Annotated in this window: 13 protein-coding genes; 9 read left to right on the top strand and 4 right to left on the bottom strand. The window is 63.4% G+C overall.

The genetic code is table 11. The annotated features are described in order from the left end of the window. Positions 1-582 precede the first annotated feature (582 nt). The gene (gene mnmC / locus A6V37_RS09485) at positions 583-2,550 is read right to left on the bottom strand and encodes a bifunctional tRNA (5-methylaminomethyl-2-thiouridine)(34)-methyltransferase MnmC2/FAD-dependent 5-carboxymethylaminomethyl-2-thiouridine(34) oxidoreductase MnmC1 (RefSeq protein ID WP_064285937.1); all 1,968 of its coding nucleotides are present in this window, start codon (positions 2,548-2,550) and stop codon (positions 583-585) included. A 414-nt stretch (positions 2,551-2,964) separates the two neighbouring features. Here mnmC and A6V37_RS09480 point away from each other — a divergent pair, with 414 nt between their 5' ends. Beyond that, entirely contained in the window at positions 2,965-3,243 is a 279-nt protein-coding gene (locus tag A6V37_RS09480) for an HU family DNA-binding protein (RefSeq protein ID WP_006050811.1), read from the top strand. Between the two features lie 121 nt (positions 3,244-3,364). Here the strand turns inward: A6V37_RS09480 and A6V37_RS09475 are convergent, their stop codons facing one another. Next, positions 3,365-4,672, bottom strand: a complete 1,308-nt coding sequence (locus A6V37_RS09475) for a GTP-binding protein (protein ID WP_064266996.1) — start codon at positions 4,670-4,672, stop codon at positions 3,365-3,367. Positions 4,673-4,815: 143 nt separating this feature from the next. After that, positions 4,816-5,253: a lytic transglycosylase domain-containing protein gene (locus A6V37_RS09470; protein WP_064266995.1), complete on the bottom strand. Its 438-nt coding sequence runs from the start codon at positions 5,251-5,253 to the stop codon at positions 4,816-4,818. A 514-nt stretch (positions 5,254-5,767) separates the two neighbouring features. Here A6V37_RS09470 and gspD point away from each other — a divergent pair. The 3 genes from gspD to gspF are packed head-to-tail and all read left to right on the top strand — an operon-like array spanning position 5,768 to position 10,870. Further along, complete coding sequence (gene gspD / locus A6V37_RS09465; RefSeq protein WP_064266994.1) at positions 5,768-8,152, top strand: type II secretion system secretin GspD; 2,385 nt, start codon at positions 5,768-5,770, stop codon at positions 8,150-8,152. Beyond that, positions 8,149-9,648, top strand: coding sequence for a type II secretion system ATPase GspE (gspE, locus tag A6V37_RS09460; RefSeq protein WP_100249367.1), 1,500 nt, complete (start codon positions 8,149-8,151; stop codon positions 9,646-9,648). The genes gspD and gspE overlap by 4 nt, the downstream gene beginning before the upstream one ends. Before the next feature lie 4 nt (positions 9,649-9,652). Next, positions 9,653-10,870, top strand: a complete 1,218-nt coding sequence (gene gspF, locus A6V37_RS09455; protein ID WP_064266992.1) for a type II secretion system inner membrane protein GspF — start codon at positions 9,653-9,655, stop codon at positions 10,868-10,870. Positions 10,871-10,976: 106 nt separating this feature from the next. Here the strand turns inward: gspF and A6V37_RS09450 are convergent, their stop codons facing one another. Beyond that, positions 10,977-11,390: a type II secretion system protein N gene (locus A6V37_RS09450; protein WP_064266991.1), complete on the bottom strand. Its 414-nt coding sequence runs from the start codon at positions 11,388-11,390 to the stop codon at positions 10,977-10,979. 236 nt (positions 11,391-11,626) lie between these two features. Here A6V37_RS09450 and gspG point away from each other — a divergent pair, with 236 nt between their 5' ends. The 5 genes from gspG (at position 11,627) to gspK (ending at position 15,607) form a co-directional block, all read left to right on the top strand. Next, on the top strand, positions 11,627-12,091 hold the full coding sequence (gene gspG / locus A6V37_RS09445) for a type II secretion system major pseudopilin GspG (protein WP_064266990.1): 465 nt from the start codon (positions 11,627-11,629) through the stop codon (positions 12,089-12,091). Between the two features lie 123 nt (positions 12,092-12,214). Then, on the top strand, positions 12,215-12,775 hold the full coding sequence (locus A6V37_RS09440; protein ID WP_075643443.1) for a GspH/FimT family pseudopilin: 561 nt from the start codon (positions 12,215-12,217) through the stop codon (positions 12,773-12,775). A gap of 1 nt (position 12,776) precedes the next feature. Beyond that, on the top strand, positions 12,777-13,193 hold the full coding sequence (gene gspI, locus A6V37_RS09435) for a type II secretion system minor pseudopilin GspI (protein ID WP_064266989.1): 417 nt from the start codon (positions 12,777-12,779) through the stop codon (positions 13,191-13,193). Further along, on the top strand, positions 13,171-13,848 hold the full coding sequence (locus A6V37_RS09430) for a PulJ/GspJ family protein (protein WP_064266988.1): 678 nt from the start codon (positions 13,171-13,173) through the stop codon (positions 13,846-13,848). The genes gspI and A6V37_RS09430 overlap by 23 nt, the downstream gene beginning before the upstream one ends. 661 nt (positions 13,849-14,509) lie before the next feature. Beyond that, positions 14,510-15,607 carry a type II secretion system minor pseudopilin GspK gene (gene gspK / locus A6V37_RS09425; RefSeq protein ID WP_064267195.1) on the top strand — a complete coding sequence of 366 codons (1,098 nt, stop codon included), beginning with the start codon at positions 14,510-14,512 and terminating at the stop codon, positions 15,605-15,607. The last annotated feature ends 6 nt before the right edge of the window (positions 15,608-15,613 follow it).

Raw genomic sequence — 15,613 nt, 5'->3', positions numbered from 1 at the left:
GCCCGTACCGATGTGGAGCCAAGGTACGACGCGGAAAAGAACGGCGATTGTGCCATAGCTTTTTCAGCTTCAACCGAAAAGACACGAACATGCAGGCAAAACGGTAAAAACGTACGTCATCTCGCTCGTACGAGGAAAAAGCGACCGTTTACCGCCGAAATCGGCTACCCGCCTGGCTAGTTTGAACGAGGCAGATGTGCTTTTGGGGACATTGTCCAGGTCGTTTTGGCGCCGGGTTGGGCGACGCCGAACTCAGGCGGCAATCTCTGGCCCAGCTACGGTCTTGCTGTATACAGGTTTACCGTATGTATACGTAGTAACAGTTAACAAGCTGCCTCGCTTTCTGTGGATAACTCCTGTTTACCGAAATGAATCATCAGTTTGCGGACGGCATAACCGAATGCACAGGGTGTGCGGGAGTAGCGGGTATACAAGGGCAACTTTTTGCGATTTTCGGCGGCGGCAAAGTTACCCCGTTTACGTCCACAACGGCTCCACACGAGTTGCGCCGGTAAACGGCGCGGTTATCCACAACTTTCGGTGGATAACTTGACTGGCTGGTAAACGGGATCCAGCAGGAAGTTAACGCACGGTTCCTTGACGCAAGGCACGCAGCAGGAAGCGCGCGGGATCGATGTCTTCGGCCAGATCCCGTTCGAGCGGCCACGGTTCGCCTTCCAGTTGCGAGGTGATCAGCTCCGCGCCGAGCGCTGCCCACACGAGGCCGCGCGAACCGTAAGCAAATGCGCCGAACAGGCCGTCCGTGCGTGGCAGATCGAGCGGCCATGCGCCGCGTAGACGTTGGGCGTCGCGCGCGGCGAGGGTTTCGTCCGCGAACTGGCCGATCATCGGCATGCGGTCGCTCGTCACGCAGCGGAAAGCGACACGTCCGGCCAAGTCCGCGGCCTGAGCGTGATCGGCCACGCCCGCAAAGGCCGGGAGCATCTGCGCGACACGCTCGACGTTTTCCAGATGAAGCGCCGCGCGCAGCGACGTGTCGAGGTCGTCGAGTTCATAAGTGGCGCCAGTCAGCGTCGTACCGTCCGCAAGCGGCACCGCGTACCCTTCGCCCATGACCGGCATCTTGAGCGGCGGCACCGTGCCGGAGGGCAGCAAGGTCAGCTGGCCGCGAATGCTGCGCGTCGGCGCGTGCTGCAAGCCGGCGATGCGTGCCGCGTCGTGAGCGCTGGCGACGACCACCACGGGGGCGCGCGCCACGGCTGCGCCCGCGGTGTCGAACACGGTCCATTGAGCGCCTGAGCGTTCGATTCGGCCGACCTCCACACCGAAGCGGCGGTCGAGCAGATCGCCTGCCGCGGCGCATTGCGCGGCGCAAAGCGACGCGGGATCGATCCAGCCGCCGTGAGGAAAGAACCAGCCGCCGCGCGCGAGCGGCATGCCGGCGAGTTGCCGCGCCTCGTTCGATGAAATCGGCGTCACGTAATCCGACGGATAGCCGAACGCCGCTATTGCTTCGCTGATCGAGCGGGCTTCTTCGTCATCTGCGGCGATCTGCAGGAGGCCTTGGCCGCCGCGCAAGGGCGCGTGACCGAACCGTTCGAGCGCGGCCCAGCGTTGTAGCGCATACAGAAACCCGGCGCGCGTGACCCGCGAGGCGACGCTGTCATCGCGTGAAATCATGGGATGGAACACGCCAGCCGGATTGCCCGACGCGTCTTGCGCCACCGACGCATGCCGCTCCAGCGACGTGACACGCCAGCCGCGCGCCGCGAGCCGCTCGATGACCGCGCAGCCGGCGAGCCCGGCGCCAATCACCACCGCATGCCGTTCCTCGAGCGCGAGTGGCGCAGGCGGCTCATAGCGGCGCACGCGCCAGCGCGGTGCGAAGTGGCCGACCAGCATCGCCCGTTTCCAGCCGAAACCCTCCACTTTGCGGTACTCGAAGCCGCATTGCGTCAGCGCGCGCTTGATCTCGCCAGCGCTGCTGTAGGTGGCGAACGTAGCGCCCTCGCCCGCCAGCCGCGCGAGCGCCTTGAAGATTGCCGGGGTCCAGAGCTCGGGATTCTTGGCCGGTGCGAAGCCATCGAGATAGAACGCGTCGGCGCGCAGTCTCAAGGCCGGCAGGCTGTCCTGCGCGTCACCGAACACCAGCGTGAGCACGACACGGCCGTTCTCGAACTCAAGCCGGTGCGTGCCGGGGACGAGCATTGGCCAGGCATTCGCGAGCGATTCCGCCAGCCCGGCGATCTCCGGGTCGGAAATCGTCGCTGCCACCGCCTTGCGTAAATCGGCGACGGTAAACGGGTGCTTTTCGATCGACACGAAATGCAGCCGCTCGCAACGCGACGGGTCGGCGCGCCACGCGGCCCACGTCATCACAAAGTTGATGCCCATGCCGAAACCGGTCTCGAGCACGGTGAAAAGGCGGCGGTTCTGCCAACGGCCAGGTAGCCCATTGCCGAGCAGGAACACGTGATGAGCTTGCTCAAGACCGCCCACGGCACTGTGATAGATGTCGTCGTAGAGCGGTGAAAACGGCGTGCCGTTATCGCGAAAAGCGAGGGCGGCGGGGATCAGCGGATCGGTCATGCGGGACGGAAAATGACGCCCAAAAGTGCGAGTCGAACGTTACCGCCCACGCGCGCAGCTCGCCGGACGGCCAAAAAGGACGCGCCAAACGTTGGCAAAAACCAACGCTAAGCCCCGCCCATACTGGGTTTCAGCCCTCGGTTAGGGGTCGCCGGCAGCAAAAATTGAGGTTTCCTTGCGATATCGGCCCCGGAACCGCGTAAATCTTCGAAACCCTTGTCCTGATTGGGTTTGCGCTGCGCTATCATAGCAAGCGCCGCGAAGGGAGCGGCAGCACGGCCGCCGGAGAGTCATCTGTCCGGCGTGAATGATCCGGGGGATCGGGTGCCGGAGCTGCTCGACGGCGCGGCGCGCGCACGTATAATCGGCGCGTTCGCGCTGTTCGTATCAACCTAAACTCAGAAAGGAACCTTAATGAACAAACAGGAACTGATCGACGCCGTCGCAGGACAGACGGGCGCCAGCAAGGCTCAAACTGGTGAAACGCTGGACACGTTGCTTGAAGTGATCAAGAAGTCTGTGTCGAAAGGCGACGCGGTCCAGTTGATCGGCTTCGGCAGCTTCGGTTCGGGCAAGCGCGCAGCACGTACGGGTCGTAATCCCAAGACCGGCGAAACTATCAAGATCCCGGCTGCCAAGACCGTCAAGTTCACGGCTGGTAAGGCGTTCAAGGACGCTGTCAACAAGCGCTAAGCAGATTACTGCGAGGCAGTTGACACCCGCCCAATGGCGGGTTTTTTTTCGCCTGCGCTTTCGTGAGCGGTTGATGCGCGGGGCGGCCGCGGCGGGTGCCGCGGCGAGCGGCAAAGCCTCGTTAGTTGTGGCGATGCACGATTTCCCCGTGTCCGTCGTGATCGTGATCGTGGTCATGATCGTCTTCGTCGAAGTCCCACGCCGGGAACGGATCGGCGAATTGCACCCAGCCTTGCGGTCCCAGTGCGTATTCCTCGTCGGTGACCAGACAGGCGTCGAACTTCGCCGTCCAGACAGCCGGATCGATGCCCACGCCGATCATCACCAGTTCCTGACGACGGTCGCCAATGCTCAGATCGTCCGGATCGCCGTACCAGTCCGCCGCGATTTCAGCCGCCAGTTCGTCGTCGCCTTCGGGCCATTTGCTGCGATCCTGAGCGGCCCACCACATGCCGGCCGGACCGTGCCGGCAAGCGCCGCCCGCCTGCGACAGCGACCCGGCGATATCGTTACGCGTGGCGAGCCAGAAGAAGCCCTTGCTGCGCAACACGCCCTTCCACTCCTCGTGCAGCAGCGCCCAAAGGCGTTCGGGATGAAACGGCCGGCGTGCCCGGTAAATGAAGTTGCCGATGCCAAACTCGTCGGCTTCGCCGTGATGGGCATGGCCGTGCTCGAGGTCATGGTCATGAGCATGATTCAGCGACGCCAGCCAGCCCGGCGCGCTCGACGCCTCGTCGAAGTCGAAACGGCCGGTGTTCAGCACCTGCTCGAGCGGCACCTCGCCGAAGCGGGCCGCCACCTGCACCGCGCGCGGATTGATCCGGGCCAGAATGCGTTGCAGACGCGTGAGTTCGTCCGTGCTGACCAGGTCGGCCTTGTTTACCACCAGCACGTCGCAGAATTCGATCTGTTCGATCAGCAGTTCGACCAGCGTGCGATCGTCTTCTTCGCTTGTGGCAATGCCGCGCTCGGCGAGTGCATCGGCGGAGCCGTAATCGCGCAGGAAGTTGAAGGCATCGACCACGGTTACCATCGTGTCGAGCCGCGCGACGTCGGAGAGCGACCCGCCTTCATCGTCGACAAAGGTGAAGGTTTCGGCGATCGGCATCGGCTCGGCCACGCCAGTCGATTCGATCAGGATCGCGTCGAAACGGTTCTCGCCGGCGAGGCGTTTGATCTCGATCAGCAGATCGTCGCGCAGCGTGCAGCAGATGCAGCCGTTCGACAGTTCGACGAGTTGCTCCTCCATGTGCGAGAGCGAGGCGGCATCGCGCACGAGCGTTGCATCGATATTGACGGCGGCCAGATCGTTGACGATCACGGCCACGCGCAAACCGGCGCGATTCGCGAGGATATGATTCAGGAGCGTGGTCTTGCCGGCGCCCAGAAAACCGGAGAGCACGGTGACGGGCAATAGCGGCTGGTTCATCGCAGTACGGAAAAGCTAGAGGATTGGAAGGTGTGCCGGGCCTGACGCCGTATGACGGCGCGAGCGCCGCCAATAGCGGACCTCAGAGGCAGCACGAAGCCGCATTGTGCATCAAACGGGCGACGGCCGCGTGACGGGCCGGACTAGCGCATCAGATTCCACTTGCGCAAGATATCGGCAATCTGCTGAGCGTATTTGTCCCGCAGCGCCGGCGTCTCCGAGTGATACGCGCCGACCGCCTGCCAGGTATTGCCGTACTTGTTCATCTGGCGGCGCAGATGCCACGCCGCTATATAAACGTTCTTGCACGGCTCCATCAGCGTGCCTTGCGAGATGCCGTACTGGGCCAGTACGGGAAGATGAACCGAATTGATCTGCATCACGCCGTAGTCGGTCGAGCCGTTGGCGTTCTTATGCCGGGCGTCGGGCCGGTTGTGGGACTCCTGCCATGCAATGGCGCGGAGGATCAGCGGATTAACCTTCTGATATTTGGCCGCTTCGTCAAAACAGTCGGCGCGTGCGGAACCTGCTGCCAGCAGCACGGCAATTCCCACAGCGACGGTGACGAAGGTTCGTTTCATCAGTCAAGACGACTAAGCAAATTGTCAGAGTAAGGTTAGGTAAGGCATTCCATCGGCCATAGTGCAGTCACTGGCGGCCGTCGAGCCGCGCCGGCCGGGCTTTTGTCGCGAATCGGGGAAAACCCGTGTCGCCAATCCGCGACCAGAGAGGTAAACGGCTCGTATCATACCGGCAGGCAGACCCTCGTCAAGTTGGCTAACCGACATAAGCAGGCAGAAAACGAAGCGTTTGTGCCGTTATTGCGCGATATTTCTTTAGCTTTCAAATGTTTGACAAAGTGGGCGTTCTTTAGAGGAATTGCACGCGGCCGAGTGTTTTGTGACAAATCCGACATGAAAAACTGTTACTGTTCATTTTTTTCGGACATCGGGCGGTGGGCAGCGAGGGCGATGATTGCCCGCGAGGCCGACCAGCAGACCGACAGGGCGGCGGCCTGCTCCTATGTCCGCACGGCATGACAGCCGGCAGCCACGGCTGCCAGCATCGATACCCTATTCCATGAGAAGAAATCGTATGGCTTTGCGTCGCGTCGCAACGGCGCTGCTGGTGGCTGGGTTGATCACTGCGCAGACGGCACAGGCGCAGGTGACACTCAATTTCGTCAACGCCGACATTGACCAGGTGGCCAAGGCAATCGGCGCGGCGACCGGCAAAACGATCATCGTCGACCCGCGTGTGAAGGGTCAGCTGAACCTCGTATCGGAAAACGCGGTGCCTGAAGATCAGGCGCTGAAGACCCTGCAATCGGCTTTGCGAATGCAGGGTTTCGCGCTGGTACAGGACCACGGCGTACTGAAGGTCGTGCCTGAAGCCGACGCCAAGCTCCAGGGCGTGCCGACCTATGTCGGCAACGCGCCTGTTGCACGAGGCGACCAGGTGGTCACGCAGGTATTCGTGCTGAAGAATGAGTCGGCCAACAACCTGCTGCCGGTGCTGCGTCCGCTGATCTCGCCGAACAACACCGTAGCAGCCTACCCCGCCAACAACTCGATTGTCGTTACCGACTACGCGGACAACGTGCGGCGTATTGCACAGATCATTGCGGGAGTGGATACGGCGGCGGGCCAGTCGGTCTCGGTCGTGCAACTGAAGAACGCCAACGCGCTCGACATTGCCGCGCAGCTCACCAAGATGCTCGATCCCGGCGCGATCGGCAGCACCGACGCGACGCTGAAGGTGCAGGTCACCGCGGACCCGCGCACCAACTCGCTGCTGATCCGCGCATCGAACGGTGCGCGTCTCGCGGCCGCCAGGACGCTCGCCAAGGAACTGGACGCGCCGACCACCATGCCTGGCAACATTCACGTCGTGCCGCTGCGCAACGCGGACGCGACGAGGCTCGCGAAGACCTTGCGCGGCATGCTCGGCAAGGGCGACACCGGCTCGTCGGGTGGCTCGAACGAAGCGAATTCGTTCAACCAGAACGGCGGTGGTGGTCTGGGCGGCAGCAATTCGACGGGCACGTCGGGTACCCCGCCGCTGCCCTCGGGCGGACTCAGTAACAGCTCGCTGTCATCGTCGCCGCTGGGCGGCAGCGGCAGCGGCGGTGGCTACGGGTCGAGCGGCGGCGCCGGTTCCGGCGGCCTGCTCGGCGGCGACAAGGACAAGGGCGAAGACAATCAGCCAGGCGGCATGATCCAGGCGGACTCGGCCACGAACTCGCTGATCATCACGGCGGCCGAACCGGTGTACCGCAATCTGCGGGCGGTGATCGACCAGCTCGACGCACGGCGCGCGCAGGTCTATATCGAGGCGCTGATCGTCGAGTTGAACTCGAACACGAACGCCAATCTCGGCATTCAGTGGCAGGTCGCGAACGGTAACCTGTTCGCCGGTACCAACCTGGCAACCGGCAACGGCAACAGCATCGTCAATCTGACGGCGGCGGCCGCGGCCAACGCGGCGACCGGCGGTCTCGCCACCGCGCTTGGCACGCAGCAGCTTCAGCAAGGCCTGAACGTCGGCTGGCTGCACAACATTTTCGGTGTGCAGGGACTCGGCGCGCTGCTGCAGGCGCTGTCGCAGACGGCCGACGCGAACGTGCTGTCCACGCCTAACCTTATTACGCTCGACAACGAGGAAGCGAAGATCGTCGTCGGCACGAACGTGCCTATTCAAACGGGTTCGTATTCGAATCTCACGAGCGGCACCACGAGCAACGCATTCAATACGTTCGACCGTGTCGACGTGGGTTTGACGCTGCACGTCAAACCGCAGATCACCGACGGCGGGATTCTCAAGCTGCAGCTCTATACGGAAGACTCGGCGATCGTGAACGGCACGACCAACGCGACGACCAACCCGTCGGGACCGGAGTTCACCAAGCGCTCGATCCAGTCCACCGTGCTGGCCGACAACGGCGAGATCATCGTGCTGGGCGGCCTGATGCAGGACAATTATCAGGTCAGCAACAGCAAGGTGCCGCTGCTGGGCGACATTCCGTGGATCGGCCAGTTGTTCCGCTCGGAAAACAAGACGCGCAACAAGACCAACCTGATGGTGTTCCTGCGCCCTGTGATCATCAACGATCGCGAAACCGCTCAGGCTGTGACGGCGAATCGCTACGACTACATCCAGGGCGTGCAGGGCGCCTACAAGTCGGATAACAATCTGATCAAGGACAACGACGATCCGGTGATGCCGCCCATGCCGATCGGTCCGAGCCAGGGCGGCTCGGCGGCGACCAACCTGTTCGATCTCGACAAGATGCGCCGTCAGCAGGTCATGCGGCCGCCGGCCGGCATGCAGGCTCCGGTGACGAACGGCGGCGCCGTGCAGACGAATCCTGTCACGACCGGCGGTCCTGCTCAGACGAACCCGGTCACGAATGGCGGTGCTGTTCAGACCAATCCGGTCCCGGCGGCACCGTCCACCTCATCACCTGGAGCGCAGCCGTGAACACGCCGTCTACGCCTGCGGCCGCGGCGGAACATGCCGAACGCAGCGCGCCTTCGGCGGTGGCCGCGCGGCTCGTGCCGTATGGCTTTGCCCGCAGCGGCCAGATTCTGGTCGCGCATCAGCACGCCGACAGCATAGAAGTCTGGATCAGCGAACGCACCAGTGAGGCCGCGCTCGCCGAGGTCGCACGCAACTTCGGCGCATTGTCGGTGGTGCGCCTGCCCGCCGATGAACTGGCGCTGGCGATCAACCAGGCGTACGCACGCCAGGACGGCAGTGCCGCGCAAGTGGTCGGCGAAGTGGAAGGCGAAGTCGATCTGTCGCGCCTGATGCAGGACATCCCCGAGGTCGAGGATCTGCTCGAGTCGGAAGACGACGCGCCGATCATCCGTATGATCAACGCGCTGCTCACGCAAGCGGCGCGCGAACAGGCCTCGGATATTCACATCGAGCCGTTCGAGAATGCCTCGGTGGTGCGCTTCCGGGTCGACGGCACGCTGCGCGACGTCGTGCGGCCGAAAAAAGCGCTGCACGGCGCGCTGATCTCGCGGATCAAGATCATGGCGCAGCTCGATATCGCCGAAAAGCGTCTGCCGCAAGATGGCCGTATCACGCTGCGCGTGGGCGGCCGGCCGGTCGACGTGCGCGTCTCGACGCTGCCCACGGGACACGGCGAACGCGCCGTGCTGCGTCTGCTGGAAAAGGACGCGTCGCGCCTGAATCTCGAAGCGCTCGGCATGGGGCCGGATACGCTCGGCAAGTTCGACAAGCTGATCGGCAAGCCGCACGGCATCGTGCTGGTGACCGGCCCGACCGGCTCGGGTAAAACGACCACGCTGTATGCGGCGATGTCGCGGCTCGAAACGGCGACCACCAACATCATGACGGTCGAAGACCCGATTGAATACGACCTGTCCGGCATTGGCCAGACGCAGGTCAACGAGCGGATCGGCATGACGTTCGCGCGGGCGCTGCGCTCGATTCTGCGGCAGGACCCGGACATCATCATGATCGGTGAAATCCGTGACCTCGAGACCGCGCAGATCGCGGTGCAGGCGTCGCTCACGGGCCACCTCGTGCTGGCGACGCTGCACACCAACGACGCGGCCTCCGCCGTGACACGTCTGACCGACATGGGCGTCGAGCCGTATCTGCTGGCCTCGTCGCTGCTCGGCGTGCTCGCGCAGCGGCTCGTGCGGCGTCTGTGCCCGGTATGCCGCGAAGAGCGCGTCGAAGAAGGCGGCCGCGTGCACTGGCATCCGGTCGGATGCGACCGCTGCGGCCAGTCCGGCTATGCGGGACGGCGCGGCGTGTATGAACTGTTGCTGATCGACGAAGAGATCCGCGCGCTGGTTCACCGCAACGCCGCCGATGCGGAAATTCTCGCGACCGGGCGCAAGCAAGGCATGCGCACGCTGCGCGAAGATGCGGATCGCTGGCTCGACTCCGGGCTGACCTCGCTCGAAGAAGTGATCCGCGTCACGGGCGGAGCATAAGCGCATGCCGGCATTTCGTTTCGAAGCGATCGACGCGGCGGGCAAGGCGCAAAAAGGCGTGCTCGACGCGGACAGCGCGCGCGGCGCGCGGACCAACCTGCGTTCGCAAGGCCTGACGCCGCTCGTCGTGGAACCGGCGGCCACGCGCACGCGCGGCGAGCGCAACCAGCGCCTGTCGCTGGGGCGGCGTTTGTCGCAACGTGAGCAGGCGATCCTCACGCGGCAGCTGGCCAGCCTGCTGATTGCCGGCTTGCCGCTCGACGAGGCGCTTGCCGTGCTCACCGAGCAGTCGGAGCGCGATTACATTCGCGAACTGATGGCGTCGATTCGCGCGGAAGTGCTCGGCGGGCATTCGCTGGCCAATGCGCTGACGCAGCACCCCAAAGACTTCCCCGAGATTTATCGCGCGCTGGTCGCGGCCGGCGAACATACCGGCAAGCTCGGTCTGGTGCTCTCGCGCCTTGCCGACTACATCGAGCAACGCAACGCGCTGAAGCAGAAGATCGTGCTCGCGTTCACGTACCCGACCATCGTCACGATCATCGCGTTCGGTATCGTCACGTTTCTGTTGAGCTACGTGGTGCCGCAGGTGGTGAATGTATTCGCCAGCACCAAGCAGCAACTGCCCTTCCTGACCATCATGATGATGGCGCTGTCCGGATTCGTGCGGAACTGGTGGTGGGCGGTGCTGATCGGCGTGGCCGTGCTGGCGTATCTGGTGCGCTCGACGCTCAAGCAGGCCGGCCCGCGTCTCGCTTTCGACCGGTGGCTGCTGACCGCGCCGCTGCTCGGCAAACTCGTGCGGGGCTACAACACCGTGCGCTTTGCCAGCACGCTGGGCATCCTGACTGCAGCCGGCGTGCCGATTCTGCGCGCGCTGCAGGCCGCCGCCGAGACGCTCAGCAACAACGCCATGCGCGGCAATATCGACGACGCGATCGTGCGCGTGCGCGAAGGCACGTCGCTATCGCGCGCGCTCGGCAATACGAAGACATTCCCGCCCGTGCTGGTCCACCTGATCCGTTCCGGTGAAGCGACCGGCGACGTGACGACCATGCTCGACCGCGCGGCCGACGGCGAAGCGCGCGAGTTGGAGCGCCGCACGATGTTCCTGACGAGCCTGCTCGAGCCGCTGCTGATTCTGGCGATGGGGGGCGTGGTGCTGGTGATCGTGCTGGCGGTGATGCTGCCGATCATCGAGTTGAATAACCTGGTGCAGTAAGGCGGAGCGCGGCGGTTTGCGCAGTCACCCCCGCGGCCACCTGTGGTGGCTGCCGGCGGGGTTGACGCGCAATGTGATGCAGCCGGCGGGCAGTGGATTGACTGCTTTAGCGCACGTAGATCGTAGGACCTGCGGCATTGGCCGGCAGGAATACTTCGGAATGCGCGCCGTTGCGGTCGATGATGATCGAACGGGCGCGAACTTCGGAGAGTTTGGCGCCTTGCATCAGCGCGCTGCCGATCGACACGGCACGCGGCGGTTCGCCGCCCACGCTGACGATGGCTGCAGCGCCTTCCCGCAAAGCGAGGATGCCGAACAGACGCACGTCCTGATTGGCGCTGCGCGTGAGCTGGCCGCCAAACAGCGTGGCGGCCTGATCGGTCGAGACCTGCGCGTGCGCGGCGGCCGCGGGCAACGGCGCGGCGGACGTCGTGCCGAGCGTGATGACCCAGTAGGTCAGCGTCGCGCAGAACACGGCGAACAGCGCGAGCGACAGAAGGCGGATTTGGATGGCGTTCATGGGCTTTATTGTACGGACTATTGTGAAAATTGCGTTGAGGGAAAGTGCTCCCTAACCAGGCGCTTCGCGCCAGGCCCCCCGAGGGGGGAGCAAACTTGGGGCGGCCCAGCGTTTTCTCACGAGCCCCCAGCTGCATGACATTAAAATGACCGGTCGGGCGTGTTCAATGGCACTTCGAGTGCCGGCATGCGAATTCCGCCCAGTCGAAAATTTCACCTGAAAAGAGGTAGCAAGCTATGCAACTGTGGACCACTCGCCGTTATGAAATCGCGGGTTCGCGCAGCCGTCGTCAGCGAGGTTTCACGCTGATTGAAATCATGGTCGTGATCGCGATTCTGGGCATTCTGGCCGCGTTGATCGTACCGAAAATCATGAGCCGTCCCGACGAAGCGAGGCGCGTGGCCGCCAAGCAGGACATCGGCACGATGATGCAGGCTTTGAAGCTCTACCGTCTCGACAACGGCCGTTATCCGACGCAGGAGCAAGGCCTGCGCGCGCTGATCGAAAAGCCGACCACGGATCCGGTGCCGAATAACTGGAAAGACGGTGGCTACCTCGAGCGCCTGCCGAACGACCCGTGGGGTAACTCGTACCAGTATCTGAATCCTGGCGTGCACGGCGAGATCGACGTGTTCAGTTACGGCGCGGACGGCAAGCCGGGCGGCGAAGGCAACGACGCCGACATTGGTTCGTGGCAATAGATCGCTGAAGATCCGTTGATGTTCATGCGCGCGGCGGGTTCGTTCCGTTTGTCTGGTGAATCCCGCGCGTTCCTGTCGATGCATCGTTGTCTGATTTCTGGTTGATCGTTCGTGGCCGGCACTATGCGACTGTCCGCTTGCAAGTCCCGTGTGGACGCTCCGAGTACGGCCGCGCTGCCGTGCGCGGCGCGTGCCGGCGCGCGCCCACGCGTGACGCTGCGCAGCGGCTTGCGACGCGCCGCGGGTTTCACGCTGCTGGAAATGCTGGTCGTGCTGGTGATTGCGGGCATTCTGGTATCGGTGACGGCGCTGACCATGACGCGCAATCCGCGCACTGATCTGAACGAAGAGGCGCAGCGTCTCGCGCTGCTGTTCGAATCGGCCGGCGACGAAGCGCAGGTGCGCGCGCGGCCGATTGCGTGGCAACCGCTCGAAGGCGGTTTTCGTTTCGATATGCGTACCGAAGACGGCTGGCGTCCGCTGCGTGACGACCTGCTTGGGCCTCGCAACTGGGAAGGCGGCGTGACCGGCGTGACGATCAACTATCCGGGTTCGGATTCGCAACCGAGCCGAGTCGTATTCGGCACCGAGGCGATCGACGTACCGGTGCAGATCACGCTGTTTTCAGCCGCCGGGCGCGCGACGATTGTCGGCACCGGCAATGGCCGCTACGAGGTGCACTGAGATGCGTCGTTGCAGGAGCAAGGCGGCTCGCGCAAATGGCCACGGCGCGCAGGGCGGATTTACGATGATCGAGGTGCTGGTGGCGCTGGCGATTATCGCGGTGGCGCTGGCGGCGTCGTTGCGCGCGGTGGGCAGTCTTGCGAGCGGCGAGGCTGATCTGCACCAGCGCTTGCTAGCCGGCTGGAGCGCGGACAATGCGCTTGCGCAATTACGTCTGACGCATGGCTGGCCGAATGTGGGCACGACGAGTTTCGATTGTTCGCAGGGCAATTTGCAGCTGCTCTGCACCGAGCACGTGACGGCAACGCCGAATCCGTTGTTTCGTCGAGTGGAAGTGATGGTGACGAGGCCGGGGCGGTCCGGCAATCTCGCCCAGATGGTGACGGTGGTCGCGAATGAAACCAACCGTTCGCTCTGAGCGCCGGCGCCGCTCGGGCGCGCGTGGTTTTACGCTGATCGAATTGCTGGTGGCGATTGCGATTCTGGCGGTGATTGCCGTGCTGTCGTGGCGTGGGCTTGACCAGATCATTCGCGGCCGGCAGACCATCACGAACGCGATGGAAGATGAACGTGTCTTCGCGCAGTTGTTCGACCAGATGCGGATCGACGCCCGCCAGGCCGCCACGGACGACGAGGCTGGGCAGGCGGCGATATCCGTGTCTGGCAGCGTGTTGCAGATCGTGCGGCAGATCAACTTGCCGGGCACGGCGCCGCGTTTGCAGGTAGTGCGTTATCGCGTGGCCGACGGGCGGGTGATTCGGTATGCGTCGCCGCCGCTTGGCAATGTGGGTGAGTTGCGGGGGGCGCTGCGAGGCGGCGAAGGCAGTGCGTGGACGGCTGTGCCCTTGATGGGAGGTGTCGGCGCGATTTCGGCGCGGGTTTATGTGCCGAAGGTGGGGTGGACGACGCAGATGGGCGATGTGCAGAGCGCGATTACGGAGGCGGACAATAATCTGAAGGTCCCGCAGCTGGGGAGTGCGCCGCTGCCGCGGTCGGTGACGGGGTTGGAGTTGAGTATTGGGGCTAAGTCGCTGGCGCGGCCTGTTACTCGGGTTTTTCTCGTCGGAGAGTGAAATGATCGCTTCTTTTTTTTCTCCGTCTAGGGTTGGGTTTTTTTTGGGTTCTCGGTGGGCTAACCTTGGTGTTGGCCTTTCCTTGAATTCACGGTGGTCTTATTCTCGTGTTGGCCTTTCCTTGAGTTCATGGCGGTCGATTAGCGTTGCCCCTGTGCGGGGCGGCACTTACTTTCTTTGCCGCGGCAAAGAAAGTAAGCAAAGAAAGCCGCTTCACACCGCTAACGTACAAGCGGGCTCCTCGCACAGCCACGGTAGTGGCGCGATCAACGCACATTCCCTCGCTCAACAACCGGTAGTGACCAGGCAGTCATCCGCTCCGGCGGCGCTGCGCGCGCCGAAGGGTACATCCGAATACCCCCACCGCCCCCAAGCGAAGCCACTGGGGTTTGAGACAGACCGTTCCGGCGAGCACGTAGTGCAAGACGGGAAGGATGACTGCTTTGTCACGAACGCGGAGTGCGCGGGGGCACGGATTCCAGATGCACCACTACCCCCTCCAAGCCAGGGGACTCGCTTAAGAGTTAGCGGTGTGAAGCGGCTTTCTTTGCCTACTTTCTTTGCCGCGGCAAAGAAAGTAGGTGCCGCCCCGCACAGGGGCAACGCTAATAGACCACCGCGAATTCAAGGAAAGGCCAACATCAAAAGTGGACCGCCGCGAATTCAAGGAGAGGCCACCAACACCCGGGGAAAACAAAAAACCCAGTCTGGCGTCGCCATCATCAGCGCCCTACTGGTAGTAGCCCTCTCAGCAATATTGGTCTCGGGCATGCTCTGGCGCCAACAAGTCCAAATAAGAAGAATCGAAAACCAGCGCCTCCTCTCCCAGGCGCAATGGGTGGCCCGCGGCGCCCTCGACTGGACGCGCCTGATCCTCCGCTCGGAGGGCGACACATCAGCAGGCATCACGTACCTGGGCGGCCTATGGGGCGTCCCCATCGCCAAAACACGCCTATCAGATTTCCTGGGACAAATCGGCGAAGTCCGCGCAGAGGAAGGCGCAGCAACCTACCTCTCAGGCTCGATCGAAGACGCCCAGGCAAAATTCAACCTGCGCAATCTCGTCTCGAGCCCCGCGCCCGGCGTCCTTCAACTGGACACGGATCAGATCGGCAACTACCAGCGCCTGCTCGTCTCCCTCGGCGTGAACAGCCAGCTGGCAAAAACCACCGCCGTTCAGGTTCGCGCGAGCCTCGCGCAATCGGCAACCCGCTTTCAGACCGTCACGTCCGCGAACGGCACGACAGCGGCCCCGTCGATTCAGGGTGGCGCCATCGGCGGCAGCAGCTTCACCGACAAGCCCGGTCTCGAAGAAGGCGACGACAGCTCGGCGCATGCGCCGCTTCAATTGACCAGCGTGGACTCGCTGCTCGATATTCCGGGTTATACGCCGGAAATCGTCGCGCACCTGCGGCCGTTCGTGACCGTCTTGCCGACCGTCACGCCGATCAACGCGAATACGGCCTCCGCCGAGGTGATCGCGGCAGTCGTGCCGGGCATGAGCCTGTCGGCTGCGCAGGCCCTCGTCGCGCGCCGGCAGACCGTGTTTTTCCGCAACGCCGGCGACATCCAGCTCGCGTTGCGCGGCGCCGGGCAATCGATCCCGTTCGATCAAAGCGAACTCGACGTCAACACGAGTTATTTCCTCATCCATGGCCGCGTGCAGCACGAACGCGCCGAGGTGGACCGCACAACACTCGTCTATCGCGACGCATTGACGCACACTACGCGTATCGTGCGGGTACAAGACCAACTATGAATAACG

The organism is Paraburkholderia ginsengiterrae, assembly GCF_001645125.1.
GTDB classification, from domain to species: domain Bacteria; phylum Pseudomonadota; class Gammaproteobacteria; order Burkholderiales; family Burkholderiaceae; genus Paraburkholderia; species Paraburkholderia ginsengiterrae.
This window is presented reverse-complemented; position numbering and strand designations above follow the sequence as displayed.

Coding starts and splice junctions, on each gene's coding strand:
- mnmC (WP_064285937.1), bottom strand. CDS start 2,550: ATGACCGATCCGCTGATCCCCGCCGCCCTCGCTTTTCGCGATAACGGC.
- A6V37_RS09480 (WP_006050811.1), top strand. CDS start 2,965: ATGAACAAACAGGAACTGATCGACGCCGTCGCAGGACAGACGGGCGCC.
- A6V37_RS09475 (WP_064266996.1), bottom strand. CDS start 4,672: ATGAACCAGCCGCTATTGCCCGTCACCGTGCTCTCCGGTTTTCTGGGC.
- A6V37_RS09470 (WP_064266995.1), bottom strand. CDS start 5,253: ATGAAACGAACCTTCGTCACCGTCGCTGTGGGAATTGCCGTGCTGCTG.
- gspD (WP_064266994.1), top strand. CDS start 5,768: ATGGCTTTGCGTCGCGTCGCAACGGCGCTGCTGGTGGCTGGGTTGATC.
- gspF (WP_064266992.1), top strand. CDS start 9,653: ATGCCGGCATTTCGTTTCGAAGCGATCGACGCGGCGGGCAAGGCGCAA.
- A6V37_RS09450 (WP_064266991.1), bottom strand. CDS start 11,390: ATGAACGCCATCCAAATCCGCCTTCTGTCGCTCGCGCTGTTCGCCGTG.
- gspG (WP_064266990.1), top strand. CDS start 11,627: ATGCAACTGTGGACCACTCGCCGTTATGAAATCGCGGGTTCGCGCAGC.
- A6V37_RS09440 (WP_075643443.1), top strand. CDS start 12,215: ATGCGACTGTCCGCTTGCAAGTCCCGTGTGGACGCTCCGAGTACGGCC.
- gspI (WP_064266989.1), top strand. CDS start 12,777: ATGCGTCGTTGCAGGAGCAAGGCGGCTCGCGCAAATGGCCACGGCGCG.
- A6V37_RS09430 (WP_064266988.1), top strand. CDS start 13,171: ATGAAACCAACCGTTCGCTCTGAGCGCCGGCGCCGCTCGGGCGCGCGT.